The following is a 26,185-nucleotide window of genomic DNA, read 5'->3' on the forward strand; positions in this document are numbered from 1 at the left end:
GACCGCACCACCCGCTTTCCTCTCACGGCCAGCCATCCCGGCTCCGGGCCCCGCCGTACTCCCCCGGTAGGCGCACGCCGCGTACACCAACGGAGAGATGAGAGGCGTCATGACGCACAGCAACCTGATCGTGGCCCGGATGGACGAGAAATCGAGCACTGAAGTAGCTCGGTTCTCCCCCGACTTCGATTGGACCGAGTTGCCACAACCCGTGGGCACCCTGCGCCGTCCACTGTTCATGTTCAACGGGCTGTGCTTCCACCTTCAGGACTTCGCCTCCGACGACGGAGCAAGCAGATCAAGGCCTCTCGGAACGATCCGCGCCTCGTGAAGATCAGCTACGGCCCGCAGCCGTTCATCCAGCCGTACGCCCCGAAGACCTGGCGCACCCCGGCCGACGCGATGGTCACGCGCTTCTACGACTGGGCAGCCGACGAGGGACATCGGCACCCCACCGGACCGAATGGAGGGCAGCACCAGTGGCACGCCGGGTAGTGATCACGGGAATCGGGGTGTCCGCGCCGGGTGGTGTGGGCGTGGACGCCTTCTGGAACCTGATGAGCGAGGGCCGGACGGCGACACGGGGCATCACCCTCTTCGACCCGTCTCCGTTCCGGTCCAGGGTCGCCGCCGAAGTCGACTTCGATCCGGAAGCGCACGGGCTGACGCCCCAGGAGATCCGGCGGATGGACCGGGCCGCCCAGTTCGGCGTGGTGACGGCGCGGGAGGCGTTCGCGGACAGCGGGCTCGATGCCGCCGCGCTCGACCCGTACCGGACGGGCGTCAGTCTGGGCACCGCTGTCGGCGCGGCCGCCGGGCTGGCCGCCGAATACCGGGTGGCCAGTGACGACGGCCGACTGGAGCTGGTCGACCACCGGTACGCGACCCCACATCTGTACGACCTGTTCGTACCCGGCTCCTTCGCGACCGAGGTGGCCTGGGTGGTAGGCGCGGAAGGACCGGCGACGGTGGTGTCGACTGGCTGCACCGCCGGGATCGACGCGGTGGGGCACGCCCTGGACGTGATCCGCGACGGCGGCGCCGACATCATGGTCACGGGTGCTGTGGATGCACCGATCGCGCCGATCACGATGGCGGCCTTCGACGCGATCCGGGCCACGACGTCCCTCAACGACGAGGCGGACACCGCCTCCAGGCCCTTCGACGCGTCTCGTAAAGGCTTCGTCCTCGGTGAGGGAGCGGCGGTGTTCGTACTCGAGGAGCTCGAGTACGCGCGCCGCAGGGACGCCCGGGTGTACGGGGAGATCGCCGGGTACGCCTCGCGCGGCAACGCCTTCCACATGACGGGGCTGCGCGCGGATGGCGCGGAGCTCGCCGAGGCGATCCGGGCGGCGCTGGACGAGGCCCACCTCGACGCGTCGGCGGTGGACTACGTCAACGCGCACGGCTCGGGCACCCGGCAGAACGACCGGCACGAGACAGTGGCGCTCAAGTCGGCGCTGGGGCATCACGCGTACCGCGCCCCGGTCAGCTCGATCAAGTCGATGGTGGGGCATTCGCTGGGAGCGATCGGGTCCATCGAGATCGCTGCCTGTGTCCTGGCCATGCAGCACCACGTGGTGCCCCCCACCGCGAACCTCCACACCCCGGATCCCGAGTGCGATCTCGACTTTGTCCCTCTGACCGCCCGCGCCCACCGCACGGATGCCGTACTCACCATCGGCAGTGGCTTCGGGGGCTTCCAGAGCGCGATGGTGCTGACCCGTCCTGACAGGAGCGCCGCATGACGGTCACGGGTGGCGGCCACAGCACCCGCACAGTGATCACCGGCATGGGACTGGCCACCCCCCACGGCCTGGGCGTCGAGGAATTCTGGGCCGCGACCCGGATCGGTAAGAACGCCATCGGCCCGGTCACCCGGTTCGACGTCTCGGCCTATCCGGCGGGACTGGCCGGGGAGATCCACGGATTCCGGGCCGAGGACCACCTGCCGGGCAGGCTGGTGGCGCAAACCGACCGGATGACTCAGCTGGCGCTGGTCGCTGCGGATCGAGCTTTCCGGGACGCTGATGTGGCACCGGGGGACCTGCCCGCATACGGGATAGGCGTGGTGACCGCGGTCGGCTCGGGCGGCTTTGAGTTCGGCGAGCGAGAGCTGCGCAAGCTGTGGAGCTTGGGCGCCAACCATGTCAGCGCCTACCAGTCGTTCGCCTGGTTCCCCACCGTCAACACCGGCCAGATCGCCATCCGCAGTGGCAGCCGGGGCCCGAACGGAGTGCTCATCGGCGACCAGGCGGGCGGCCTCGACGCCCTCGGACAGGCCCGTCGGCAGATCCGCCGGGGCAGCCGGCTGATCGCCGCGGGGGGCTTCGAGTCGTCACTGACCCCGCTGGGGTGGGCGGCCCGGCTGTCGACCGGGCTGATGTCCACCTGTGACGATCCCGGCCGCGCCTACCTACCGTTCCACCCCGCCTGCCGGGGTTACGTGCCCGGTGAGGGCGGCGCCCTGCTGATCCTGGAGGACGAGCGGAGTGTCCGGGCCCGTGAGGCGGCCACCATCCATGCCGAGCTGGCCGGTTATAGCGCGACGCTTGACCCGAGGCCGGGCAGCGGGCGGGAGCCGGGTCTGCGGCGGGCGATCGAGCTGGCACTGGCGGACGCCGGTACCGCGCCGGCCGGGGTGGACGTGGTCTTCGCCGACGCGGCCGGCACACCTGAGTTGGACGCCGCGGAGGTACGGGCCATCGTCGGCGTGTTCGGGCCGCGCGCGGTGCCGGTCACCGCGCCCAAGACCATGATCGGCCGCCTGTTGGCGGGTGGCGCCCCGGTGGACGTGGTGACCGCGGTCATGGCCATCCGGGAGGGGCTGATCCCGCCCACCATCAATGTGGAGCCGACCGCGGCCCGGGAGCTGGACCTGGTCGTCGGCCGGCCGCGAACCGCCTCGGTGCGCACCGCGCTGGTGCTTGCCCGAGGGCACGGCGGATTCAACTCAGCCGTGGTACTGCGGGCCGTCGACTGATCCGGCCTGCCCCCGAAGACCGCGCCCGCGGCCGTCTATCCCCCGTACGGCCCGCAGGCGCTCTTATTCGTCCGTGCCCCGCTCGGGCGCACGGCAGCCGATGAAGGGATTGATTGTGTCCAAGCACGAGTTCACCATCAAGGACCTCAAGCGCATCCTCCTGGAGGGGGCCGGTGCGGACGAGGGCGTCGACCTCGACGACGACATCCTCGACACCGACTTCGAGGAGCTCGGCTACGAGTCGCTGGCGCTGCTGGAGACCGGCGGCCGGATCGAGCGCGAGTACGGGATCACCCTCGACGACGATGTGATCACTGACAGCCGCACGCCGCGCGCCCTGGTAGCGGCCATCAACGCGATCCTCCAGGCCCTCGTCGAAGCCTGAGTTCCCTCCCGGGCTTCCCGGGATTCCCCCCTCGGCCATGTCCGGCGGGGCCGCCGCACCGTACGCGGCGGCCCCGCCGAGCCGTATCAGCCATCTCTTCTTGTTGGGAGACCAGACACATGTCGGATCAGGACAAGCGCGTCGCCGTCGTCACCGGAGCCACCAGCGGCATCGGGCTGGCCGTCGCGCGCCTGCTCGCCACCCGGAACCACCGGGTGTTCATCGGCGCGCGCAGCGAGGAGGAGGTCGCCGCGATCGTCAAGCAGCTCGTGGACGAGGGCCTGGACGTCGACGGCGGTGTGGTGGACGTCCGCAGCGACGCCGGCGTGACGGCATGGATCCAAGCCGCCGTGGACCGCTTCGGGAGCGTCGACGTCGTCGTCAACAACGCGGGCCGGTCCGGGGGCGGTGTCACCGCTGACATCGACCTGGAGCTGTGGCACGACGTCATCGACACGAACCTCAACTCGGTCTTCCGCGTCACCAAGGAGGCGCTGAACACCGGGGGCCTGCGGGCCAAGAGCCACGGCCGGATCATCAACATCGCCTCGACCGCCGGCAAACAGGGCGTGGTGCTGGGTGCCCCCTACTCCGCGTCCAAGCACGGGGTGGTCGGCTTCACCAAGGCGCTCGGCAACGAACTGGCGCCGACCGGCATCACCGTCAACGCCGTGTGCCCCGGGTATGTCGAGACCCCCATGGCGCAGCGGGTGCGCCATGGGTACGCCGCCGCATACGACACCACCGAGGAGGCGATCCTGGAGAAGTTCCAGGCGAAGATCCCGCTCGGCCGCTACTCCACGCCGGAGGAGGTCGCCGGACTCGTCGGCTACCTGGCATCGGACACCGCGGCCTCCATCACCTCTCAGGCCCTCAATGTCTGCGGTGGCCTGGGCAACTTCTGAGCCAGACCGACCGCACGGCCGCCCCGAACCGATCCGAACCGACACCCCGAGGAGTCCGAGCATGTCGCAGCCCGGCCTGCGCGAAGTGGAGCACGAGATCACGATCTCCGCTCCGGCCGACGCCGTGTACCGTCTGATCGCCGAGGTGCGCAACTGGCCCCGGATCTTCCCGCCGACCATCTACGTCGACCACGTCGAGGAGAACGGCGACGAGGAGCGCATCCGCATCTGGGCCACCGCCAACGGTGAGGCCAAGAACTGGACCTCGCGCCGCACCCTGAACCCGCGGGGACTGCGGATCACCTTCCGCCAGGAGGTCCCCGCCGCGCCGGTCGCCGCCATGGGCGGCACCTGGGTCATCGAGCCGCTCGGAGAGTCCGAGTCCCGGGTGCGCCTGCTGCACGACTACCGGGCCGTCGATGACGACCCGGGGCACCTGGAGTGGATCGACCAGGCCGTCGACCGCAACTCGCGCTCCGAGCTGGCAGCCCTGAAGGCCAATGTCGAGAAGGCACACGCCGAGGACGGCCTGACGTTCTCCTTCGAGGACACCGTGCGCATCGACGGTGCCGCGAAGGACGTCTACGACTTCGTCAACGAGGCCGACCGCTGGCACGAGCGGCTCCCGCATGTCGCCACGGTGCGGCTGCGCGAGGACACTCCGGGCCTTCAGGAACTGGAGATGGACACGCTGGCCAAGGACGGCTCGACCCACACCACCAAGTCGTACCGGGTGACCTTCCCGCACCGCAGGATCGCCTACAAGCAGACCACGCTGCCGGCGCTGATGACCCTGCACACCGGGTACTGGACCTTCACCGAGGACGACCGGGGGGTGCTGGCCTCCTCCCAGCACACAGTCACCGTCAATACCGAGAACATCGCCCGTGTGCTCGGCCCTCAGGCCACCGTCGAGGACGCCAAGGCGTACGTGCACACGGCCCTGTCCACCAACAGCACCGCCACGCTGAACCACGCGAAGCGGTTCGCCGAGGAGCGCGCCGCCGGCAGACAGGACTGACCGTGTGGGAGGACCACGCCGACGCGCGGGCGACCGTGGGCGGCGCAGAGCCGGTCGGGCTGCGGCTCACCGGGCGGCTGCGCCCGGCGGGCGCGTTCGTCCTGGTCCTCCCCCAACTTCGGAGGCTTCGTGACGGCCTTTCAGAGTTCCCGGACGTACGAGACGGACGGGGAGGGCGTGCTGACAGCCAACGTGACCACAGGTGATCACATGACCGGCACGCCCCTGCACTCCCGCACCATCCCCCTGATCCGCTTGCCCGGTCCGGACGAGCCCTGCGACTTCACCGTCGCCCCGGACCGGGTCGACTTGTGGTTGGTCCACCGGCCCGCTGGTGCCGGCGCCGATGCCCTGGCCCGTACCGAGCTCGACGACCGCGAACGGGCCCGGGCCGACGCCTTCATCCGCTCCTCCAACGCGCTGCTCTACACCGCGGCGCACGTTGCGCTGCGCCGACTGATCGCGGGCTATACCGCCGGGCGGCCCGAGGAAGTGCGGTTCATGCGGGAGTCGTGCCCGGGCTGCGGGGAGACACACGGCCGGCCGGCGGTCGCTCCGCCGCCCCCGCCGCTGCACTTCTCGCTTTCGCACAGCGGAGGAGTGGCACTGATCGGAGTGGCCGACCGGCCCCTCGGCGTCGACGTGGAAAGGCTGCCCGGCGACGAAACCGTGGACCTCTGCTCCGGAGCCCTGCACCCCGACGAGCAGGCGGAACTCGGCGAGGTACCGGCCGGAGAGGCGCGTCGGGAGCTGTTCGGCCGGATCTGGACCCGCAAGGAGGCCTACCTCAAGGGCCTGGGGACAGGACTGGGCCGCTCGCCCGCCGAGGACTACCTGGGGGCCGACACAGGCCGGCACCCGAACGGGCTGGACGATGGTCGGCATCCCCTGCGATGCCACCCATGCCGCGTCGGCCGCCGTATGGGGCACGCCCCCGGCCGTCGCCGAGGTGCGCCGGTTGCCCGGCCTGTGGCTGACGGAGGGCTGGCCGCCCGAGGGCGCGGCCGCGGCCTGATCCAGCCGCCCCGGCCCCGCTCCGATGCTCCGTCCTGGGCGTACTGCCGACCGACACACCGAATCCTGGAGGCGTACCTATGCCCACAGCACAGGACACGACCGCGACGGCGGACACCATCCACCGCCGCGTCGACACGCTCCACGAGATCAAGGAAACGGCCCGTGCCGGGGACCCCGGAGCCACCCGGCGCCAGCACGCCAAGGGCAAGCTGACCTCGTACGAACGCATTGCCCTGCTTCTCGACAAGGGCTCCTTCACCGAGGTGGAGGGGTTGCGTCGACACCGCGCGACCGGATTCGGGCTGGAGGCGAAGAAGCCGGCCGGCGACGGTGTCGTCACCGGGTGGGGCACCGTGCACGGCCGGAGCGTGTTCGTCTACGCCCACGACTTCCGTATCTTCGGCGGTGCGCTCGGCGAGGCCCACGCCGCGAAGATCCACAAGGTGATGGACCTGGCGGAGGCAGCCGGCGTCCCGCTGGTCTCACTCAACGACGGGGCCGGCGCCCGTATCCAGGAAGGCGTCACTGCGCTCGCCGGGTACGGCGGCATCTTCCGGCGCAACACGCGGGCCTCAGGGGTGATCCCGCAGATCTCGGTGATGCTCGGCCCGTGCGCGGGCGGCGCGGCGTACTCACCGGCCCTCACCGATTTCGTGTTCATGGTCCGCGAGACCTCACAGATGTTCATCACCGGCCCGGACGTCGTCAAGGCGGTGACCGGTGAGGAGATCACCCAGAACGGCCTCGGCGGCGCCGACGTGCACGCGGCCGTGTCGGGCGTCTCGCACTTCGCATACGACTCCGAGGAGGAGTGCATAGAGGACGTGCGCCACCTGCTGTCGCTGCTGCCGTCGAACAACCGCGAGCTGGCCCCGGTCGAGAAGTCCGGGGACCCGGCCGAGCGGCTGAACGACCGGCTGCTGGACATCGTCCCAGTACAGACCGGGCAGGCGTACGACATCCGCGCCGTGATCGAGGAGATCGTCGACGACGGCGACCACTTCGAGGTTCATTCCGCCTGGGCTCCGAACCTGGTGTGCGCACTGGCCCGGCTGGACGGGCACGTGGTCGGCATCGTCGCCAACAATCCGTCGGCGTTCGCGGGAGTGCTGGACATCGAGGCGTCCGAGAAGGGCGCCCGGTTCGTGCAGTTCTGCGACGCGTTCAGCATCCCGCTGGTGACGCTGGTGGACGTGCCGGGCTTCCTGCCGGGCGTGGACCAGGAACACAACGGCATCATCCGGCGCGGTGCGAAGCTGCTGTACGCGTACTGCAACGCGACCGTGCCCCGTATCTCGCTGGTGCTGCGCAAGGCGTACGGCGGCGCGTACATCGTGATGGACTCCCGGTCGATCGGCGCGGACCTGGCGCTGGCCTGGCCGACCAACGAGATCGCGGTCATGGGCGCGGAGGGCGCGGCGAACGTCGTGTTCCGCCGGGAGATCAACGCTGCCCCCGACCCCGAGGCGGTCCGGGCGCAGCGCATCGCGGAGTACCGGGAGCAGCTCATGCACCCGTACTACGCGGCCGAGCGGGGCTTGGTCGACGACGTCATCGATCCGCGGGCGACACGCTCGGTGCTGATCCGGTCGCTGGCGATGCTGCGGGCCAAGCACGCCGACCTGCCCACGCGCAAACATGGCAACCCGCCGCAGTGAGAACCAGGTCCGGCCGGTCCGGCAGCAGGCCCTCCCCCGACGCCCGTGCCGCCCGACAGCGAAGGAGCAGTGGTGAACATGACCGACACAACGGCCACGGCGAGTACGTCCGGCATGTCCCAGGTGATCCGCGTGGTGAAGGGGCGCCCCGACGCCGAGGAACTGGCCGCGCTGACTGCCGTCGTCCTGGCCCGCGCGGCGGCGGCCAGAGCCGAGCGGGCCGGTACGGCGGCCAGGGGGCCGGCGTCGGCCGGCTGGCGGCGGCCGGAGCGGATCCGCGGGTTCCTCGGCCCACGTACTTGGCGGGACAGCGCCACCACCGCGCCGCGCTCCTGAGCCGGTCGAGGTTCCCCGCCCGCCCTTCTTCCTTCGTCTCTCTTTCGGTTTCTCTCCCCCACTCGTGCGAGGAGCATCCCTATGACGCAGCGCACCGCAGTCCGTACCGGCCCGGAGGGGGCGGCATGAGACTGCTGGTCACAGGCGGAGCCGGGTTCATCGGCTCGCACTTCGTCCGCACCCTGCTGGGCGGCGGCTACCCGGGGTACGAGGCGGCCCGGGTCACCGTGGTCGACAAGCTCACCTACGCCGGCAATCGGGACAACCTGCCCCCGGCGCATCCGCGGCTGGAGTTCGTCCAGGGCGACATCTGCGACGCGGAATTGCTCAGCCGGGTCCTGCCCGGTCACGACGCGGTGGTGCACTTCGCCGCCGAATCGCACGTGGACCGGTCGGTGCGCTCCGCGGCCGAGTTCGTCCGGACCAACGTGGGGGGCACGCAGGCCCTGCTGGACGCCTGCCTGGCGGCCGGCGTGCGGCGGGTCGTGCACGTCTCCACCGACGAGGTCTACGGATCAATCGCCGAAGGCGCCTGGACGGAGGAGTGGCCGCTGCTGCCCAACTCCCCGTACGCCGCGTCCAAGGCCGCGTCCGACCTGATCGCCCACGCCTACCACCGCACCCACGGACTCAACGTGTCGATCACCCGCTGCTCGAACAACTACGGCCCGTACCAGCACCCGGAGAAGCTGATCCCGCTGTTCGTGACGAACCTGCTGGAGGGCGAGCCGGTGCCGTTGTACGGCGACGGGCTCAACGTCCGCGAGTGGCTGCACGTGGACGATCACTGCCGGGCCATCGCCCTGGTGCTCGACGGAGGGCGACCCGGTGAGGTCTACAACATCGGCGGCGGCAACGGGCAGACCAACCGGGCCGTGACCGAGCGGCTGCTCGCCTTGTGCGGCGCCGACCGGTCCCAGGTGCGCCAGGTGGCCGACCGCAAGGGCCACGACCAGCGCTACGCCCTGGACGACACCAAGATCCGCGACGAACTCGGCTACGCCCCGCGCGTCCCCTTCGCGCAGGGGCTCGCCGACGTCGTCGCCTGGTACCGCGACAACCCCAACTGGTGGAAGGCCGCCAAGCACCGCGGCGCCCGGTCCGTCCGCACGCACGAGGAAGGCAGCGCGTCATGAACACCCATAAGGGACTGATTCTCGACGAGACCGTCAAGTACCACCAGGATCTCCAGGAGGAGCGTCCCTTCGTGCCCGGGACGACGGAGATATGGCCGGCCGGGGCGGTGCTCGACGAGGCGGACCGCGCAGCTCTTGTCGAAGCGGCGGTGGACATGCGCATCGCCGCCGGACCCAGCTCGCGCACCTTCGAGTCGCGATTCGCCCGCAAGCTCGGACACCGCAAGGCGCATCTGACCAATTCGGGCTCCTCCGCCAATCTGCTGGCGCTGAGCGCCTTCACCTCGCATCTGCTGGAGGACCGCCGGCTGCTGCCGGGCGACGAGGTGATCACCGTCGCGGCGGGCTTCCCCACCACGGTCAACCCGATCATTCAGAACGGGCTGATCCCGGTCTTCATCGACGTGGAGCTGGGCACGTACAACACGACAGCGGCCCGGGCCACCGCGGCCATCGGCCCCAGGACGCGGGCCATCATGATCGCGCATGCGCTGGGCAACCCCTTCGAGGTGGCCGAGATCGCGCAGCTGGCCGAGGAGCACGACCTCTATCTGATCGAGGACAACTGCGACGCGGTCGGATCCACCTACGACGGCAAGCTCACCGGCTCCTTCGGCGACATCGCCACGGTCAGCTTCTATCCCGCCCACCATCTCTCCATGGGCGAGGGCGGCTGCGTGCTCACCTCGAACCTGGCGCTGGCCCGGATTGTGGAATCACTGCGTGACTGGGGCCGGGACTGCTGGTGCGAGCCGGGCGAGACCAACAAGTGCCTCAAGCGGTTCAAATACCAGATGGGTACGCTCCCCGAGGGCTACGACCACAAGTACATCTTCAGTCACATCGGCTACAACCTGAAGGCCACCGACATCCAGGCCGCGCTGGGCCTGTCCCAGCTCGACAAGCTGGACCGCTTCTGCGAGGCCAGGCGCCGCAACTGGAAACGGCTGCGCGAGGGCCTGGACGGGGTGCCCCATCTGGTGCTGCCCGAGGCGACCGTGCGCAGCGATCCGAGCTGGTTCGGCTTCGCGCTCACCGTCGACCCCGACGCCCCGTTCACCCGGGCCGCCCTGGTGGACTTCCTGGAAGGGCGCAAGATCGGCACCCGGCGGCTGTTCGCCGGCAACCTGACCCGCCACCCGGCCTACCTCAACCGCCCCTACCGAGTGGTCGGAGAGCTGACCAACAGCGACATCATCACCGACCAGACCTTCTGGATCGGGGTCTACCCGGCGCTGACCGAGGAGATGCTCGACTACGTGATCGCCTCGGTGAAGGAGTTCGTGGGGGCCGGCTCATGAGCCGCGCCGCCTCCTTCACCGCCGCCGGCCCCGCCGATCCCGTCGGCTCCGCCGGTCCTGCCGCACCGTTCTGGCTGCGCGCAGCGCTCGACAGGGACCTCCCGCACCGCTTCGCGCGCTCGGCGACCGCGGCCGAGGGCGCCCATCTGCGCACCGAGGAGGTCCCCGGCTGGCTCGATGGGCGCCGCGCGGCCCACCGCTTCCAGGTCGACCGCATCCCGTTCGCGCAGCTGGACGGCTGGTCCTTCCAGGAAGGCACCGGCAACCTGGTCCACCGCAGCGGGCGGTTCTTCACCGTCGAGGGGCTGCGGGTGACGACCACCCACGGTCCTCACCGCCAGTGGCACCAGCCCATCATCAATCAGACCGAGATCGGCATCCTCGGGATCCTCGTCAAGGAGTTCGACGGCGTGCCGCACCTGCTGATGCAGGCCAAAATGGAGCCGGGCAACCCGAACCTGCTCCAGCTCTCCCCCACCGTCCAGGCCACTCGCAGCAACTACACCAAGGCCCACCGGGGCGCGGACGTGCGGTACCTCGACTACTTCACCGACCGCTCCCGCGGCCGGGTGCTGGCGGACGTGCTGCAGTCCGAGCACGGGTCCTGGTTCTACCGCAAGAGCAACCGCAACATGATCGTCGAAGCGCTCGATGAGGTCCCGCCGCACGAGGACTTCTGCTGGTTGACGCTCGGTCAGGTGGCTGAGCTGCTGCACCGTGACAACGTGATCAACATGGATGCGCGGACCGTGCTGGCCTGCGCCCCGTTCGCCGACGCCGAGGGCGTCGCGATGCACTCCGACACCGAGCTGCTCTCCTGGTTCACCTCCGAGCGGACGCGGCACGACGTGCAGGCGGAACGGATCCCGTTGAACCAAGTCCCCGGCTGGGAGCGAGGCGAGCGGTCCATCGATCACGAGGACGGCCGGTACTTCAGCGTGGTCAGCGTGTCGGTGCACGCCGGCAACCGGGAGGTGACCGGCTGGACCCAGCCCCTGTTCGAGCCCAGAGGGCTCGGCGTGACCGCGTTTCTGACCCGGCGCATCGGCGGCGTCCCGCACCTGCTCGCGCACGCCCGGGTGGAGGGTGGGTTCGCCGACACGGTGGAGCTGGGGCCAACGGTGCAGTGCACTCCGTCGAACCACGAACACCTGACGGCACGTCCTCCGTTCCTGGACGCGGTGCTGAGCGCCGACCCGTCGCGCATCCGGTACGAGGCACTGCACTCGGAGGAGGGTGGCCGGTTCCTGAACGCGGAGAGCCGCTACCTCTTCGTCGAGGCCGACGAGACGGACGCGCCGCTTCAGGCTCCACCGGGCTATCTGTGGGTCACCCCGCTCCAGCTCAGCCGGCTGGTGCGGCACAACCACTACCTCAACGTGCAGGCGCGCACTCTGCTGTCCTGCCTGACCTCGGGAGCGGTCCGGCTCTGATGGAACCGTTGCGCATCGGCGTGCTCGGCTGCGCCGGCATCGCCCGCCGCCGGATGCTGCCGGCCTTCCGTGCCTGCCCCGGCACGGAACTCGTCGCGGTCGCCTCCCGGAATCACCGGCGGGCCCGTGAGACGGCCTCGGAAGCAGGCTGCGAGGCCGTGCACGGGTACGCGGAGCTGCTGTCCCGACCGGACGTCGACGCCGTGTACGTTCCGCTGCCCGCGGCACTGCACGAGCGGTGGATACGGGCGGCGCTGGAGGCCGGTAAACACGTGCTGGGAGAGAAGCCGCTCACCACCGACCCGGCGGCGACCACCGGGCTGGCCGAGCTGGCCGCCGCCTCGGGGCTGGCCCTGCGGGAGAACGTGATGTTCGTCCACCACGCCCAGCACGCCGCGGTGCGGCATCTGGTCGCGGACGGGGCGATCGGCGAGGTCCGGGCCTTCCGCGCCGCGTTCACGGTGCCCCGGCTGCCGAACGGCGACATCCGGTACGACCCGGAGCTGGGCGGCGGCGCCCTGTGGGACACCGGCGTCTATCCGGTCCGGGCCGCCCTGCACTTCCTGGGCGAGGATCTGGAAGTCGTCGGCGCCACCCTCACGCGCGGCGGCCCCGGCCTGGCCGTGGACACGGCAGGCGCCACCCTGCTCCGGGACGCCGCTGGAGCGGGCGCCCATCTGACCTTCGGGCTCGAGCACGCCTATCGGTCGGAGTACGAGATCTGGGGCAGCACGGGCGCCCTCATGGTCGACCGGGCGTTCACGCCGCCTGCCGGGATGCCGCCACGGGTCCGGCTGCAGCGCGGGGACGAGGTCACGGACCTCGACCTGCCGGCGGACGACCAAGTGCTGCGCGCGGTCGCCTACTTCGCCGATGCCGCTCGTACGGGCGCCGCCCTGGAACCCGCGGCGCTACACCAAGCGGACCTGCTGGACCGGATACGCAGAAGCGCCTGCGTCCGCTGAGGGCCGCGCCGTCGCCGCCCCGCACGGCAGCTGTATGAGCGCCGACCACTTGTACCGCGGCCGGAGCACCGCACATTCCTGACGAAGGTAGACGTCGACCTGACATGCAGATGGTTGCGCCCGGAATCCACTCACTGGAGACTCGAGTACATCGCGAGCGCAATTCTGCGCTCCGTTCCACATTCCGCGACAGGTGCCGTGACAGAAGAACTCTGCCTGTTTCTGACGAGGAGCAATCTCCGTGCGATTCAATCTCATCGGCCCCTTCGAGATCGTGACCGACGACGGCAGGATCCACCATCCCGGCACCCCGAAGGTCTGCCAGACCCTGGCATTGCTGCTCACCCGGCCGAACGAGATCATCACGGCCGAGTCACTCATCCAGGAACTGTGGGGGGAGCGCCCCCCGCGCAGCGCCCTCACCACCCTGCAGACCTACATCTACCACGCGCGCCGGATGTTCGTGAACGAGCGACTGATCGACCCCGACCGTTCCCTGATCGTCACCAGCCCGCCCGGGTACGCGATCCAGGTGGACAACGACAAGGTCGACATCCAGGTCTTTGAGCACCTGGTCAACCACGCCCGCACGCTGCTCGCGGACGGCGACGCGACGTCGGCGCTGCGGACCGCCGAGCGGGCGCTGGAGCTGTGGCGCGGACCGGCCCTGGCAAACTTTCCCGTGGGCGACGTGCTCACCGGTCACCTGGCGCACCTGGACGAGCTGCACATCCGAGCCTACGAGATCCGTATCGAGGCCAAGGACCGGCTCGGCCAGCACCGGGAGTCCATAGCGGAGCTGCGCCGGCTGATCAACGACTACCCGCTCAACGAGTGGTTTCACAGCCGGTTGATCGCCGCCCTCGGTACGACCGGCCGCCGGGCCGAGGCCCTCCAAGCCTACCAGAACGTGCGTCGGCTGCTCGCCGACGAGCTGGGCCTGGAGCCCTCGCTCGAACTCAAGCGGCTCCATCTGCGGCTGTTGAACCCGGAGCCGGGCGAAAGCGCCTCATGGGCGCCGCAGCCGGCGCACCGCGATCTCGTCGAGGCGAAGTCCGCCTGAAGGCACCGGAAGGGCACAGAGCAACAGCCTTTCTCTGTCTTTCCTTGAATCATTTCTTCTGCGCTGTCGCCGCGGAACAAGGTGCGCTTCCCAAGACGGCCCGTTGGGAATTTCCATCCCGACGGGCCGTCTTTCCGTCACCCGCTTCCGCTGCCTACGCCTCGTTCCGGTCCACGTCGGCGAGTGCGCGCAGAATCGCGGTCTGCTTGGCGTCACGTACTCGGACCCACTCGGCGTAGGTCCGGGACCCGTACGCGGCCTCGGCCTGCTCGATGAGGGAGTTGACGGTACCCTCGTCCATGGACGGTCGGCCCAGCTCCTCCCACCCGCGCTCGATGCCCGCGCCCAGGGTGCCGAGCCACTTGCGCAGGCCGCCGTGGCCGCCACCGAGGTGGAAGGCGAGGAAGGGGCCGACGGTGGCCCAGCGCAGACCGATGGAGTGAGTGACCACCCGATCCAGTTCCTCCAGGGTGACCACCCCCTCGCGCACCAGATGCACCGACTCGCGCAGCAGCGCCGACTGCAGACGGTTGGCGGCGAAGGCCAGGATCGGCTTGTGCAGCACGATGGGGACCCGGCTGACGGACTCGAAGAACTGCACCGCCTCGCGGACCGCGTCCGGCGAGGTACTCTCGCCGGCCACGACCTCCACCAACGGCACCACGTGCGGCGGATTGAAGGGGTGACCGACCACGAGGCGGGAGGAGTCCGCCATCCTCGCACCCATGTCGTCGGGGCTGAGGGTGGACGTGGAGGAGAGGATCAGTGCCCCGGCCGGCGCCGCCTTGCCGATCCGCTCGAACAACTCCTGCTTGAGCTCCAGGTTCTCCGGCGCGTTCTCGACGATGACGTCGGTGTCGGTGACCGCGCGCTCGAGGTCCGGCTCGAACTCCAGCCGCTCGGCGAAGCCCGCCGGGTCTGCCGCGCCCTCGGGCAGGTAGGGCGCGAACAGTCCGAGGGCTTCCGCCACGATGGCCGGCGCGTCCGGCCGGCGGCTGTTGACCCGCACCCGCAGGCCGTGGCCGAGGCACAGGGCGATCCAGCCCAGGCCGATGGTGCCGGCCCCGATGACGGTGACCCTCGGGAGCCCGGTGCCGACGGCTACGGTGTCCTTCGTGCCGGTGCCGCTCATGCCCGGCCCGCCTTCAGCTTCGGGATGACGCGTTCGGCCATCAGCCGCATGGAGGTGGCCGCGTCCTCGAAGGACAGGTGACCGGAGTGCACGCCCAGGCTGATGGTGATGTCGTCGCCGAACCACTCGGCGATCTGCTCCAGTTGGGCCCTGACCTGCTCCGGCGAGCCGATGAGCAGCTTCTGCTGCTCCAGCTTCTGCTCGAAGTGGGAGGTCTTGGTGGCCTCGACCAGTTTCTCGTAGCCCGGGTAGGCCTCGGAGCGGGTGTCGGCCCAGGAGGCGACGGCGTCGCGGATCGCGGCGCTGTTGCGGTCGTCGTCGTACCGGCCCTTGCTGCGGGCCTCATCGCCGTCCTCGGCTATCACGCACGGGTAGCTGAGGTGGATCTGCTCGGTGCCCGGGGCACGGCCGGAGGCCGCCCACTCGGCGCGGTAGGTCCCGAGCCGGTTCTGCAGTTCCTCGGTGGACATCACGTTCGGCACCGACTGGAGGTTGTGGCCGGCCCGGCCGGCCTCGGCGCAGGACTCGGCGCTGCGCGCGGTGGTGACGAACACCGGCGGGTGCGGCTGCTGCACCGGGCGCGGCAGGAGGGTGACCGGGCCGAACCGGTGGAAGCGGCCCTCCACGACCACGTCCTCCTCGGACCACAGCCGCTTGATCGCCTCGACACCCTCGGCGAACCGGTCCTTGGACTCGTCGATGGGGACTCCGAACGCCTTGAACTCGTCCGGCAGGAAGGCCCTGCCGAAAGCCGCGTCGATCCGGCCGCCGGAGATGTTGTCGAGCATGGCCAGCTTGCCCGCGAGTTTGACGGGGTGCTGGAAGGCGGGGATGGTCGCGCTGGTGCCCAGCCGCACTCGCTTGGTCCGCCCGGCCGCCGCGGCCAGGAAGGTCACCGGGTCAGGGCTGTAACCGCCGTAGGGGAAGAAGTAGTGCTCGACCATCTTCACGTGGTCAAAGCCGAGTTCCTCGGCCAGGTCGACCAAGCGGAGTGCCTCGTCGAAGTACTGGAGGCCGGACCTGTCGGCGGGGCCGACGGTGGGGAAGAAGACGATGCCGAATTTCATGGGAACCTCCTCAGTCGCGGCCGGAGCCGTCGTGGTACAGGTCGCGCTCACGGACCTGCCAGCCGCCACCAGCCGGCACCAGGTGGTCATGGCAGACGACGCTGGCGAAGATGTCGAGGGCGCCGCCACGCGGGGTGCGCATGGCCAGCGCGTAGGCACGGGTGCGCAGCGAACCGTCCGGCTGGGGGCGGACGTCGAGCATGGCCAGCCAGTGCCGGAAGTCGATCTTGTCGGCATCGAGCCGGGCCTGCCGGGCCGTGGACGACTCGCGGATCGCGGTGCGGCCCTTGAGTGGGGCGTTCAGCCGACTCGCCTCCTGGAACGTAGCGTCCTCGGTGAAGGTCTCGGCCCAATCGGCGGGTCGGCCGTCGTCGATCAGGCCCATCTGACGGGCGTAGAACTGCTGGATCTGCGCGTACAGCTCGGCGGAGACGAAGGGCTCCGCGGTCCCCGTGTTCAGAGGGGTGTCGCTCATGGAGACTGCCTTTCCTGAAAGGGTGCCGGTGAATTTCCGAGGAGGTGCCGGTGGCCCGGCCGGGGACGGCCGTCCGGGGGTCAGCGAGGGGCCGGCAGCGTGGCGTCGGCCAGCAGCCGGGCCCCGTAACCGGCCCCCGCCGGGTCGAAGCGCAGGGCGACATGGCCGGCGAGGCCGTGGACGTCGCGCCAGATCCGCTGGAGCGGGTGCCCGGCCAGTTGGGCGGAGCTCCCTGCGCTGCGCAGCAGCCGTTCGACCACGTCGACCAGTTGCTCGACGGCGTACGCGCAGTCGGCCGGGCCGCGCAGCTGCTCGACGGCGGACGCCACGGGCGCGTCGGCCACCCGCGCGGCGCGTTCCAGCAGCAGGGCGGCGGCGTCGGTGGCGATGGTGGCGCGGGCCAGGATGTCGGCCGGGACGGGGTTCTCGGTGCCGCCGTCGGAGCCCGTGTGCTCGCTCCAGGCGTGCAGCGCCGCACGGGTGGCGCCGAGCGCGGGCGCGCCGAAGAGCACGCCGCTGAGGAGGCGCAACGGAGCGGTGTGGCAGCGAGCTCCGGAGCCGACGCTGCGGCCAGTGATCATGTCCTCGCGGGTGAAGCCACGGTGCGCGGGGACGAAGACGTCATCGACGACGAGGGTGTTGCTGCCCGTCCCGCGCATGCCGACCGGGGTCCAGGTGTCCACCACCCGGTAGTCGTGGCGCGGCAGGGCGAGGAACCACGGAACACGCGTTCCGTCCTGCGGCGCCAGCACGCACACCAGCGCCCAGTCTGAGAAGTCGACGGCGCTGGTGAAGGACCATTCGCCGGTCACCCGCCAGCCCCCGGCCACCGGGGTGGCGCCGCCGCGCGGGATGAGCGCGCCCACCACCACGGTGTCCGGGCCCTTGGCCCACAGGTCGTGCTGCCCTTCCTCGGGCAGGTAGGCGCCCATCCGGGCGGCGCCCGCGATCACCGAGGCGCACCAGGCGGCCGAGGTGCAGCCCTCGGCGACCGCCGAGACGGCGCGCAACAGGTCACTCGTGCTGCCGGCGACACCGCCCCGGTGCTCGGGCACGAAGTGCCGGGCGAAGCCGGCGTCGACGACGGCCTCGGCAACCGCCCGGGGCAGTACGCGCTCGGTGTCGGCGCGCTCGGCGTGGTGGGCGGCCACGGCGGCCGCCTCCTGAGCCGCGGAGGCGAGCGCTGTACCGGATCTGGGCCGACTCTGCATCGTGGACCACTTCCTCGTTCCTCGGGGCACGCGGCCATGCGGGCGGGCAACACCACCACCCTGAGCGGGAGCGATCCAGAGCCGATGGAACACGGCTCGACGTCCGCACCGGCCGGACACGGCCAGCTGCCGGACGTGTCCTCGATCCGGGTTCGACCGGGGGTGTGCAGCCTCGCAAGGGCAAGGGGCAGCCGGCGGTCCCGCTACCGACGACAACGTGAGGTGATGAGCCAGTGAAGGGAATCATCCTGGCCGGGGGCAACGGCACCCGGCTGTACCCCATCACCCTTGGGGTGTCCAAGCAGTTGCTGCCCGTCTACGACAAGCCGATGATCTACTACCCGCTGTCCGTGCTGATGCTGGCCGGGATCCGCGACATCCTCATCATCTCCTCCCCCCGGGACCTGCCGCAGTTCCGCGGGGTGCTCGGGGACGGCCACCCGCTGGGCATCAACCTGTCCTACGCCGAGCAGGCCCAGCCCAATGGTCTCGCCCAGGCATTCACCATCGGCGCCGACCACATCGGCGACGACCCCGTCGCCCTGATCCTGGGCGACAACATCTTCCACGGGCCAGGTTTCTCCCTGCTGCTCCAGGAGCACACCCCGCACACCGACGGCGCCCTGCTGTTCGGCTATCCGGTCCGTGACCCGGAGCGGTACGGGGTCGGCGAGGCCGACGAGAACGGCCGACTGGTCTCGATCGAGGAGAAGCCCGCCGAGCCGCGCTCCAACCGGGCCATCACCGGCCTGTACTTCTACGACAACGAGGTTGTCTCCATCGCACGGGGTCTTCGCCCCTCGGCCCGCGGCGAGTTGGAGATCACCGATGTCAACAAGGAGTACCTGGCCCGGGACAAGGCCCGGCTGGTGGACCTGGGGCGGGGCTTCACCTGGCTGGACACCGGCACACACGACTCGCTGCTGGACGCCGGGCAGTACATCCAGACCCTGGAGCACCGGCAGGGCCTGCGCATCGCCTGCCTGGAGGAGGTCGCGCTGCGGATGGGCCTGATCGACGCCGAGCAGTGCAACCGGCTGGGCGAGCGGCTGGGCAAGTCCGGGTACGGCCAGTACGTCATGGAGATCGCCCGGTCACTGCGGGGCGCCGGGCCGCGGGAGCGGGCGGGTTCGCTGGCCGGGCCGCGGTTCGGCGGTCCGCCGGCGCTGCCCGCGGCGGTCTGAACCGCACCCTGCCCGCAGAATGACGGAAACCCGCTCGATGGCGGCTCGAGCGGATCTCCGTCGTAGCGTGCTGGCGTGGGGGCACTGACAGACGGACTTGAGCCCGGCTTGAGTCCATCGACCTCGTGGAGGGCACGATGACCGACCGCACGCACGGCACCGAAGTCGCTGAGGAGGTGACCCTCTGGGTCGATCCGGTCTGCGCCTGGACCTGGATCACGTACAAGTGGCTTCGCGAGGCGGCCTCGGTGCGCCCGCTGTCACTGTCGGTGCGCCCGACCGGGTTGGGCTACCTCCAAGGGGCTCCGGGCCTGGACAAGGAGCACGCCCGCTTCCTGGAGCTGGCCCCGGGGCCGGTGCGGGTGCTGGCCGCCGCGGGAGCCGGGTATGGCGCGCAGGCAATCGGCCCTCTGTACGAGGCGGTGGCCCGCCGCTTCCATGAGGCGGGTGGGCTCTACGAGGGGCTGTACGAGCGAGTGCGGGGACTGTCCGTCGAGGCCAAGCGGGACGTCCAGGCCTCGCTGCTGGAGCAGGCCCGGGACGTGGTCCGCGATGCCTTGGCCGAGTGCGGGCTGCCGGCGCGGCTGGCGACGGCCATGGGGTCGGCCGAGTGGGATGAGGACCTGCGCACGGCGCATGCGTCGATTCCGCGCGACGGGCTGGAACTGGAGGTCATCGGGGTGCCGGTGATCTCGGTGGGCGGGCGGGTCGGAGTCTTCGGCCCCGTGCTGCGTTCGGCACCGGCCGGGGAACGGGCGGGCGCGCTGTGGGACGGCTTCGCCGCCCTGATACGCGAGGACGCCTTCCTCGAAGTGCGCCGGGTGACCCCACGACCGGTCCCGGCACCGGCGGGCTGAGCCGGCGGGACGGGCCCGGGTAGGGATACGGGCACGGGCGGGGCCCCGCGGAATCCGTAACAGGTCCGCGGGGCCCCGCCCGTGGGGAGTGACCGTCCGCCCGTCAGGACACGGCCGATTCCGATTCCGGGACGCCCACCTGGGGAGCCTCGGGTTCCTTGGCCCGCTTAGGCAGCAGGAAGGCGAGGCCGAAGCCGATCAGCATCACGCAGCCACCGGCCAGGAAGACCGCGCTCATCGCATCGGCGATGCCGTTCACCACCGGGGCCGTGAGCCGCGGGTCGGCGGTGAGCAGGAAGGAGGTGTCGTCGAGGTTGATACCCCCGGTCCCCTTGACGGTCTCCATCACGGGCACATTGGCCGGGTTGGCCAGCACCGAGGGGTCGTTGAGCGCCGCCCGGAACTCGGTGCTCCGGTCGACCTTCGCGACCGCATCCGCGATGCGGCTGTCGGCCAAGGAGAACATCATCGACAGGAACAGTGCCGTACCGGCGGCGCCGCCGATGCCGCGGAAGAAGGAGTAGGCGGCGCTGGAGACGCCCATGTCTTCCTTGGCGGAGTTGTTCTGCAGGGCCAGCAGAGCGACCGGGAAGCAGACGCCGACGCCCGCGCCGAGCACGTAGATCAGTGCACCCGCCAGCCACAGCGGTGACTCCTGATCGAGCGAAGCGAAGGCGAACAGAGCGCCGGCGACCGTGCCCATGCCCAGGAGCAGGAATGCCCGGTACCGGCCGGAACGGTTGATCACCTTGCTCAAGCCCCGGCTGGTGGTCAGGACGCCCGCCGTCTGCAGGATCAGCATCATCCCGGCCTCGCCGGGGCTTTGTCCCTTGACCAGCTGGAGGTAGAGCGGAAGGAAGATCAGCGAGCCGAACACCCCGATGCCGATGATGACGTTGGCGCCGTTGATCACCGTGAACATCCGGTTTCGGAACAGCCGGAGCGGGATCACCGCGGCGTCGGCCATCCGCCGCTCGGTGGCGAGGAAAAGCACCAGGCCGACCAGGCCGATCACCAGCAGAGACAGGGTCAGCGGCGACCCCCAGCCCCAGTGGCGGCCCTGCTCGGAGACGACCAGCCATGGCCCGAGGCAGACGACCAGCCAGGCCGCGCCGCTGTAGTCGATCCGCTGCTCACGCTTCTTGCCGGGCATGGTGAACTTCAGGTGTACCACGACCAGCGCGGCGACCCCGATCGGGAGGTTGATCAAAAACGCCCAGCGCCAGCCGTCGATCCCCAGCAGGGTGTCCGCGCCGGCGAACAGGCCGCCGATCGGTGCGCCCGCCACACCGGCGATGGCCGAAACGGCGGAGAACCAGACCTGGTAACGGGCCCGCAGCTCGGGCGTCAGGATGTCGCCCATGATCGCGAAGGCGAGCGCCGTGAGTCCGCCGCCGCCGATGCCCTGCAGCGCGCGATAGGCCGCGAGCTGGTACATCGACCCGGCCAGGCCGCAGAGCAGCGACCCGACGAGGAAGATGCCGATCGCCAGTATGTACAGCTTCTTGCGGCCGTAGAGGTCGGACAGTTTGCCGAACAACGGCGTCGCGATCGTCGAGGTGACCATGTAGGCCGTGGTCGCCCAGGCCTGCACGGTCTGGCCGTGCAACTGGTCGGCGACCGTGCGCATCGCGGCAGCGACGATGACGAAGTCGAGCGACGACAGCATCAGCCCCAGCATCAGCCCGATGATGACAACTCGCACCGCCCGGAACTCCGGTGTGCCCGGGATCTCCGCCGCTGCTCGCTCCTCTGCCATGTCTCAGCCCTCGTACGGCCGGGCGGCACGGCCTTCGCGCAGGGTCAGACCCCACCAGGTGAGCTGGTCCAGCAGAACGGCGCAGGCCTTGGTGGCGCCGACCACGTCGTGCGGCCGGCCTTCTTCGTCGAACTTCTCCCAGGCCATGTGGAAACTGACGGTGTCGCGCAGTGTGACGGCGTGCAGCTCGGCGAAGACCTGGCGCAGCTGCTCCACGGCCCGGTGGCCGCCGGCCATGCCGCCGTACGAGACGAAACCGACCGGCTTGGCCCGCCACTCGCTGTAGACGTAGTCGATGGCCAGCTTCAGGGAGGCCGGGTAGCCGTGGTTGTACTCAGGGGTGATGATGACGAAGCCGTCGAGCCCGCCGATGCGCTGGGCCAGGCCCGGGACGCCGTCCCGGGCGCCAGACGGGTCGAGGGTGAGCTTGAGCTCGTCCGCGAGGGCGGGTTCGGACAGGTCGATGACGTGGATCTCCATGTTCTCACGCATGCCGATCTCGGAGATGAACCACTGCGAGATCTTGTCGGCGAACCGGCCGGTGCGCACGCTGCCGATGAGGACGCCGATCTTGAGCGGCGGCTGGGACATGTGGGGTTCCTCTTTCGGTGAAGAACGGACAGGGCGAGGCGGGGGCGGACGGGGGCCCGGGGAGGTGCGGCGGTACGGCACGCTCCCCGGGCTCGCTCAGCCCGTCACGACGGCTCAGTCGGCCAGCAGAACGATCTTTCCGCGGCCGTGACCCGTCTCCAGCTCACGGTGCGCGTCCGCGGCCCGGGCCAGCGGGAAGGTCTTGCGCACGTGGACCTTGAGCTTGCCGTCGGCGACCAGCGCGGCCAGCTCACCCAACCGCTGAGCGGAGCGCTGGCTGCCGATCCACCGGACGCCCAGCTCCTCGTAGACCTCGTAGGCGAAGATCGTGCCGACCCGGTCCTTGTCCTTGACCAGTTCGGCCGCCACCCGCAGGCCATCGGCGCTCGCGGTGTCCAGGGCCGCGTCGACGCCCTCGGGAGCGGCCTCGCGCACCCGGTCGATCAGGCCTTCGCCGTAGGTGACCGGGACCGCACCCAGCTCGCGCAGGTAGGCGTGGTTGTCCTCGCGGGCGGTGGCGATCGCCTTGGCGCCGCGCAGGACGGCGAGCTGCACCGCGATGGTGCCGACACCACCCGCGGCGCCGTTGATGAGCACGGTCTCGCCCGCGGAGACGCCGAGGATCTCGACCGCGGTGTGCGCGGTCTGCCCGGAGGCGGAGAGGCTGCCGGCGACCTCCCAGGACAGGTCGGCGGGCTTGGCCACGATCTGGTCCGCGGGGGCGACCACGTACTCGGCGTAGGTGAGCTGCGTGCGGTAGCCCAGCACCTCGTCACCGGGGGCTAAGCCGGTGACGCCCTCGCCCACCGAGTCCACCACGCCGGCGAAGTCGCCACCGGTGATGTGCGGAAAGGCGATGGTGAAGCCCGGCGGGTTCCAGCCCGCTCGCACCGCGCAGTCGGTGGGCTGGGAGCCGGCCGCCTTCACACGCACCCGCACCTCACCCGGCCCCGCCTCGGGAATCGGGACCTCCATCAGCTCCAGAACCTCGGGACCCCCGAATGCGTGGAACGCGGCAGCTTTCATGTTCAACACCCCTTTGTAGCAACGGTTTTGCGGTCCGCAGACCCCTTTGAGGGCTGCGTGACGAACGTAAAACTTAAACTTCGGTTGAGGTCAAGTGATGGCCGGAAAAGTGGCTGGAAACAGGGATTCCGCCATCACTCCCGCACACGGGTCACATGCCGAACGCGAGTTCCTCACGCTGCCCAGGGCCGGCCGAAGACCGGTCGAGAACGGCTCGACGCCGGTTGGAGAGAAGGCTCTCTCCAACCGGCGTCGTGGGGGTGGGCGGCGGTCACCGACCTGTGGTCACTGCACGGTGGTGTTGGACAGCTGTACCGGGGTCGCCGGATTCGGGTAGCACTGCACCGGGGTGAAGTCGTTGATGGTGGTGTCCAGGCGCTTCATGGACAGGCCTGTGTCGTCGAAGCTCGTGCCGCCGACCGAGGTGACCAGGGTGCCGGCGGCAGGGGCGATGTAGACGGCCTCGATGACCGGCAGCTCGAAGGTGCTGCCGCCGTAGAACGGGCCGCTGGCCCGGAGCGTGAGTTGGTTGCCGGCGGAGACGACGGACTGGACCGAGTCGCCGAGGTTGCTGCCACCGGTCAGTTTCAGGCTGACCAGGCGCGCACCGGCCGGCTGGTTGATCTTGACGGCTATGTCTCTGACCTCTTTCTGGTACGCGGGGTTGAGGGTGGAGGCGCCCTGGGCGTACTTCACCGTGAACTTCTGGTGGGCCGACACGGTTGCCGGGGCCGTGACGTCGAACAGACGGTTGCTGCCGTACTCGCTCCACACGCCGTTCTCCGGTACGCGGCAGAGGAACGGCACGGTGGCGGGCGCGGCGACGGCACTACCGGATGCGGCCATGACACCGGCCGTGGCCAGGGCTGCTGCGACGACGAACCGGCGTGTTGCGGTGGTCTTGCGGATCAAGGTTTCTCCTCGGGTCGGGCTGCATACCGGCAGCCCGACGGAAGCTAGGTCCGCCCGCTGGAGACTGGCTCAAAAATCGCTTTCCAACAGCTCTCGAGCGGCACGAGACGCCGACGCAGCAGATTCCCGGCAAAAGCCGTCCGAGCGTGGAGCTGGGTTGAATGGTGAATACCAAGGACCTCAAGGACAAGGTCGCCGTGGTCACCGGAGGGACCAGGGGGCTGGGACTGAAGATCACCGAAGCGTTCGTCGCCGAGGGTGTCCGGGTGGTGGCCGCCGCCCGGGGCACCGAGGGCGCTGCCGAAGGCCTCGGCCACCTCGGTGACCGAGCCGTCTTCGAGCAGGCGGACGTCCGGGACCCGGAATCGGTGAAATCACTGCTGAGCGTAGCGGCGGACCGGTTCGGCGGGGTGGACATCGTGGTGGCCAACGCAGGGCTGAGCAGGCCAGGACCGGTCGCGGGACTGTCGTTCGAGAATTGGTCGCAGGTGTTGGACACGAACGTGAACGGTGTCTTCCACTGCGTCAAGGAGTCCGTGCCGTACCTGGAGAAGAGCGAGCACGGCCGGATCATCACGCTCTCCTCGGCCCTGGGCAGTCGGCCCACCCGCGGCGCGGCCTCGTACTGCTCGACCAAGGCAGCGGTGGAGATGTTCACGCGGGTGGTGGCCCTGGAGCTGGCGCCCCTGGGCATCACCGTCAACTGCCTTTCCCCTGGCTTCATCGACGAAGGCATGGGCAAGCTGCTGAAGAAGAACGAGGCCGTGTGGGGTCAGTACGCGCCCAAGATCTCGCTGTGCCGGATGGGCCTGGGTGAGGAAGTGGCGGACGCCGCGGTCTTCCTCGCCTCCGCCGCCGGCTCGTACGTCAACGGGCATGTACTGGAGGTCAACGGCGGCCTGTCCTGGTGACACCGGTACCGGGAGCGGAGCAGAGGGCGGCCCCGGCGCTCGGGGCCGCCCTCTGTGCTGCCGCGGTGTCAGGCGCCGGCGGTGACCGGGATGCTCTGTCCGGTGACGGCGGTGTTCGCCGCCGAGGCCAGGAACACCACCACCCGGGCCACCTCGGCCGCGTCCAGCAGCCGGCCGAGCGGGGCCCGGTCGGCGTAACGCCCGGCGACGCCGAAACTGTTCGCCATCCGCTCCTCGTTGCGGAAGGTCCGGGTCAGGCCGGGGATCACGACATTGGAGAGGATATCCCCGTCCCGGCCCAGGCTGAAGGCCGAACTGCGCGAGAAGCCGTGCAGCGCCGCCTTGGCCGCCGCGTAGTACTCGGAGCCGATCCGCCCCGCGTCGGTCTCCAGCACCCCCTCGGTGACCAGGCTCGACGACAGGTGCACGATCCGGCCCCAGCCGCGTTCGCGCATCGGCGGGGCGACCAGGCGGGTCAGCTCGATCGCTCCCTCGATGTTGTCCCGCATCTTGTCCTGCCAGCTGTCGCCGATCTCCTCGAACCGGTCCCCGGGCGGGCGGAAGCCGAAGGGGCGGAACGCGTTGTTGACCAGGACATCGACCCGGCCGGTCCAGTCGAGCGCGGCATCCACCAGGGCCCGCGCGCAGACCGGGTCGCTCAGGTCGTACGGAACGGCCAAAGCACGGCCGCCGGCCTTCTCGACCCGTTCGGCGGTCGCGGCCGCGTCCTCGGGCCGCGAGCGGTAGCCGACCACCACGTCGGCGCTTTCCGCGCCGAAGGCGGCCGCGATTTCCCGTCCCATGCCGCCGGACGCGCCGGTGACCAGGACGGTGCGGTTGTTCAGACCCAGGTCCAT

25 protein-coding genes and 2 pseudogenes are annotated in these 26,185 nt (G+C 70.1%); 18 read left to right on the forward strand and 9 right to left on the reverse strand.

Annotated elements, in window-relative coordinates:
- The first annotated feature begins 109 nt into the window (after positions 1 to 109).
- From KHP12_RS05785 to KHP12_RS05850, 15 genes and pseudogenes are all read left to right on the forward strand, one after another.
- Positions 110 to 495, forward strand: a pseudogene (locus tag KHP12_RS05785) (TcmI family type II polyketide cyclase).
- On the forward strand, positions 480 to 1,748 hold the full coding sequence (locus KHP12_RS05790; protein ID WP_211831686.1) for a beta-ketoacyl-[acyl-carrier-protein] synthase family protein: 1,269 nt from the start codon (positions 480 to 482) through the stop codon (positions 1,746 to 1,748). Before KHP12_RS05785 ends, KHP12_RS05790 begins: the two are co-directional and overlap by 16 nt.
- On the forward strand, positions 1,745 to 2,983 hold the full coding sequence (locus KHP12_RS05795; protein ID WP_211831688.1) for a ketosynthase chain-length factor: 1,239 nt from the start codon (positions 1,745 to 1,747) through the stop codon (positions 2,981 to 2,983). Before KHP12_RS05790 ends, KHP12_RS05795 begins: the two co-directional genes overlap by 4 nt.
- A 100-nt stretch (positions 2,984 to 3,083) precedes the next feature.
- The gene (locus KHP12_RS05800) at positions 3,084 to 3,368 is read left to right on the forward strand and encodes an acyl carrier protein (protein ID WP_211831690.1); all 285 of its coding nucleotides are present in this window, start codon (positions 3,084 to 3,086) and stop codon (positions 3,366 to 3,368) included.
- Between the two features lie 119 nt (positions 3,369 to 3,487).
- Positions 3,488 to 4,273, forward strand: a complete 786-nt coding sequence (gene fabG / locus KHP12_RS05805) for a 3-oxoacyl-ACP reductase FabG (RefSeq protein WP_211831698.1) — start codon at positions 3,488 to 3,490, stop codon at positions 4,271 to 4,273.
- A gap of 61 nt (positions 4,274 to 4,334) precedes the next feature.
- Positions 4,335 to 5,294, forward strand: coding sequence for an aromatase/cyclase (locus tag KHP12_RS05810; RefSeq protein ID WP_211831700.1), 960 nt, complete (start codon positions 4,335 to 4,337; stop codon positions 5,292 to 5,294).
- Between the two features lie 501 nt (positions 5,295 to 5,795).
- A pseudogene (locus KHP12_RS50640) lies at positions 5,796 to 6,050 on the forward strand (4'-phosphopantetheinyl transferase family protein); the annotation flags it as partial.
- A 118-nt stretch (positions 6,051 to 6,168) separates the two neighbouring features.
- Positions 6,169 to 6,309 (forward strand): hypothetical protein, encoded by a 141-nt coding sequence (locus KHP12_RS50645; protein WP_246643031.1) that lies wholly within the window; start codon positions 6,169 to 6,171, stop codon positions 6,307 to 6,309.
- Positions 6,310 to 6,388: 79 nt separating this feature from the next.
- Positions 6,389 to 7,969, forward strand: a complete 1,581-nt coding sequence (locus KHP12_RS05820) for an acyl-CoA carboxylase subunit beta (RefSeq protein ID WP_211831702.1) — start codon at positions 6,389 to 6,391, stop codon at positions 7,967 to 7,969.
- A 78-nt stretch (positions 7,970 to 8,047) separates the two neighbouring features.
- Positions 8,048 to 8,305 (forward strand): acyl-CoA carboxylase subunit epsilon, encoded by a 258-nt coding sequence (locus tag KHP12_RS05825; RefSeq protein ID WP_308016699.1) that lies wholly within the window; start codon positions 8,048 to 8,050, stop codon positions 8,303 to 8,305.
- 125 nt (positions 8,306 to 8,430) lie between these two features.
- The gene (gene rfbB / locus KHP12_RS05830) at positions 8,431 to 9,441 is read left to right on the forward strand and encodes a dTDP-glucose 4,6-dehydratase (protein WP_211831707.1); all 1,011 of its coding nucleotides are present in this window, start codon (positions 8,431 to 8,433) and stop codon (positions 9,439 to 9,441) included.
- Entirely contained in the window at positions 9,438 to 10,742 is a 1,305-nt protein-coding gene (gene rfbH / locus KHP12_RS05835) for a lipopolysaccharide biosynthesis protein RfbH (RefSeq protein ID WP_211831711.1), read from the forward strand. The genes rfbB and rfbH overlap by 4 nt, the downstream gene beginning before the upstream one ends.
- Complete coding sequence (locus KHP12_RS05840; protein WP_211831712.1) at positions 10,739 to 12,175, forward strand: NDP-hexose 2,3-dehydratase family protein; 1,437 nt, start codon at positions 10,739 to 10,741, stop codon at positions 12,173 to 12,175. Before rfbH ends, KHP12_RS05840 begins: the two co-directional genes overlap by 4 nt.
- Positions 12,175 to 13,140: a Gfo/Idh/MocA family protein gene (locus KHP12_RS05845; protein WP_211831713.1), complete on the forward strand. Its 966-nt coding sequence runs from the start codon at positions 12,175 to 12,177 to the stop codon at positions 13,138 to 13,140. The genes KHP12_RS05840 and KHP12_RS05845 overlap by 1 nt, the downstream gene beginning before the upstream one ends.
- A gap of 241 nt (positions 13,141 to 13,381) precedes the next feature.
- Positions 13,382 to 14,203, forward strand: coding sequence for an AfsR/SARP family transcriptional regulator (locus KHP12_RS05850; protein WP_211831715.1), 822 nt, complete (start codon positions 13,382 to 13,384; stop codon positions 14,201 to 14,203).
- Positions 14,204 to 14,357: 154 nt separating this feature from the next.
- On the opposite strand, the gene KHP12_RS05855 is transcribed toward KHP12_RS05850, so the two are convergent.
- The 4 genes from KHP12_RS05855 to KHP12_RS05870 form a co-directional block, all read right to left on the reverse strand.
- Positions 14,358 to 15,335 (reverse strand): 3-hydroxyacyl-CoA dehydrogenase NAD-binding domain-containing protein, encoded by a 978-nt coding sequence (locus KHP12_RS05855; protein WP_211831716.1) that lies wholly within the window; start codon positions 15,333 to 15,335, stop codon positions 14,358 to 14,360.
- Positions 15,332 to 16,402 (reverse strand): LLM class flavin-dependent oxidoreductase, encoded by a 1,071-nt coding sequence (locus KHP12_RS05860; protein WP_211831717.1) that lies wholly within the window; start codon positions 16,400 to 16,402, stop codon positions 15,332 to 15,334. Before KHP12_RS05860 ends, KHP12_RS05855 begins: the two co-directional genes overlap by 4 nt.
- A gap of 10 nt (positions 16,403 to 16,412) precedes the next feature.
- Positions 16,413 to 16,877 carry a nuclear transport factor 2 family protein gene (locus KHP12_RS05865; protein ID WP_211831719.1) on the reverse strand — a complete coding sequence of 155 codons (465 nt, stop codon included), beginning with the start codon at positions 16,875 to 16,877 and terminating at the stop codon, positions 16,413 to 16,415.
- 80 nt (positions 16,878 to 16,957) lie between these two features.
- Positions 16,958 to 18,088, reverse strand: a complete 1,131-nt coding sequence (locus KHP12_RS05870) for an acyl-CoA dehydrogenase family protein (RefSeq protein ID WP_211831721.1) — start codon at positions 18,086 to 18,088, stop codon at positions 16,958 to 16,960.
- A gap of 233 nt (positions 18,089 to 18,321) precedes the next feature.
- Here KHP12_RS05870 and rfbA point away from each other — a divergent pair, with 233 nt between their 5' ends.
- Both rfbA and KHP12_RS05880 read left to right on the forward strand, forming a co-directional pair.
- Positions 18,322 to 19,272, forward strand: coding sequence for a glucose-1-phosphate thymidylyltransferase RfbA (gene rfbA, locus KHP12_RS05875; RefSeq protein WP_211831723.1), 951 nt, complete (start codon positions 18,322 to 18,324; stop codon positions 19,270 to 19,272).
- Positions 19,273 to 19,409: 137 nt separating this feature from the next.
- Positions 19,410 to 20,129 carry a mycothiol-dependent nitroreductase Rv2466c family protein gene (locus KHP12_RS05880; RefSeq protein ID WP_211831726.1) on the forward strand — a complete coding sequence of 240 codons (720 nt, stop codon included), beginning with the start codon at positions 19,410 to 19,412 and terminating at the stop codon, positions 20,127 to 20,129.
- A 103-nt stretch (positions 20,130 to 20,232) separates the two neighbouring features.
- Here KHP12_RS05880 and KHP12_RS05885 read toward each other — a convergent pair whose 3' ends face one another.
- The 4 genes from KHP12_RS05885 to KHP12_RS05900 all read right to left on the reverse strand — a co-directional run bounded on the left by KHP12_RS05885 (position 20,233) and on the right by KHP12_RS05900 (position 24,417).
- Positions 20,233 to 21,888 carry an MDR family MFS transporter gene (locus tag KHP12_RS05885; RefSeq protein ID WP_211831728.1) on the reverse strand — a complete coding sequence of 552 codons (1,656 nt, stop codon included), beginning with the start codon at positions 21,886 to 21,888 and terminating at the stop codon, positions 20,233 to 20,235.
- A gap of 3 nt (positions 21,889 to 21,891) precedes the next feature.
- Positions 21,892 to 22,479, reverse strand: coding sequence for an NADPH-dependent FMN reductase (locus KHP12_RS05890; RefSeq protein ID WP_211831730.1), 588 nt, complete (start codon positions 22,477 to 22,479; stop codon positions 21,892 to 21,894).
- A 114-nt stretch (positions 22,480 to 22,593) separates the two neighbouring features.
- Positions 22,594 to 23,505 carry an NADP-dependent oxidoreductase gene (locus KHP12_RS05895; RefSeq protein ID WP_211831731.1) on the reverse strand — a complete coding sequence of 304 codons (912 nt, stop codon included), beginning with the start codon at positions 23,503 to 23,505 and terminating at the stop codon, positions 22,594 to 22,596.
- Positions 23,506 to 23,790: 285 nt separating this feature from the next.
- Positions 23,791 to 24,417 carry a hypothetical protein gene (locus tag KHP12_RS05900; RefSeq protein WP_211831732.1) on the reverse strand — a complete coding sequence of 209 codons (627 nt, stop codon included), beginning with the start codon at positions 24,415 to 24,417 and terminating at the stop codon, positions 23,791 to 23,793.
- A gap of 161 nt (positions 24,418 to 24,578) precedes the next feature.
- On the opposite strand from KHP12_RS05900, the gene KHP12_RS05905 reads away from it, so the two are divergent.
- Complete coding sequence (locus tag KHP12_RS05905; RefSeq protein ID WP_211831733.1) at positions 24,579 to 25,328, forward strand: SDR family NAD(P)-dependent oxidoreductase; 750 nt, start codon at positions 24,579 to 24,581, stop codon at positions 25,326 to 25,328.
- Between the two features lie 68 nt (positions 25,329 to 25,396).
- Here KHP12_RS05905 and KHP12_RS05910 read toward each other — a convergent pair whose 3' ends face one another.
- A complete protein-coding gene (locus tag KHP12_RS05910) occupies positions 25,397 to 26,185 on the reverse strand; it encodes an SDR family NAD(P)-dependent oxidoreductase (RefSeq protein WP_211831735.1) in 789 nt (262 codons plus the stop codon).

The sequence above is a fragment of the Streptomyces asiaticus genome, assembly GCF_018138715.1.
Taxonomy (GTDB): Bacteria; Actinomycetota; Actinomycetes; order Streptomycetales; family Streptomycetaceae; genus Streptomyces; species Streptomyces asiaticus.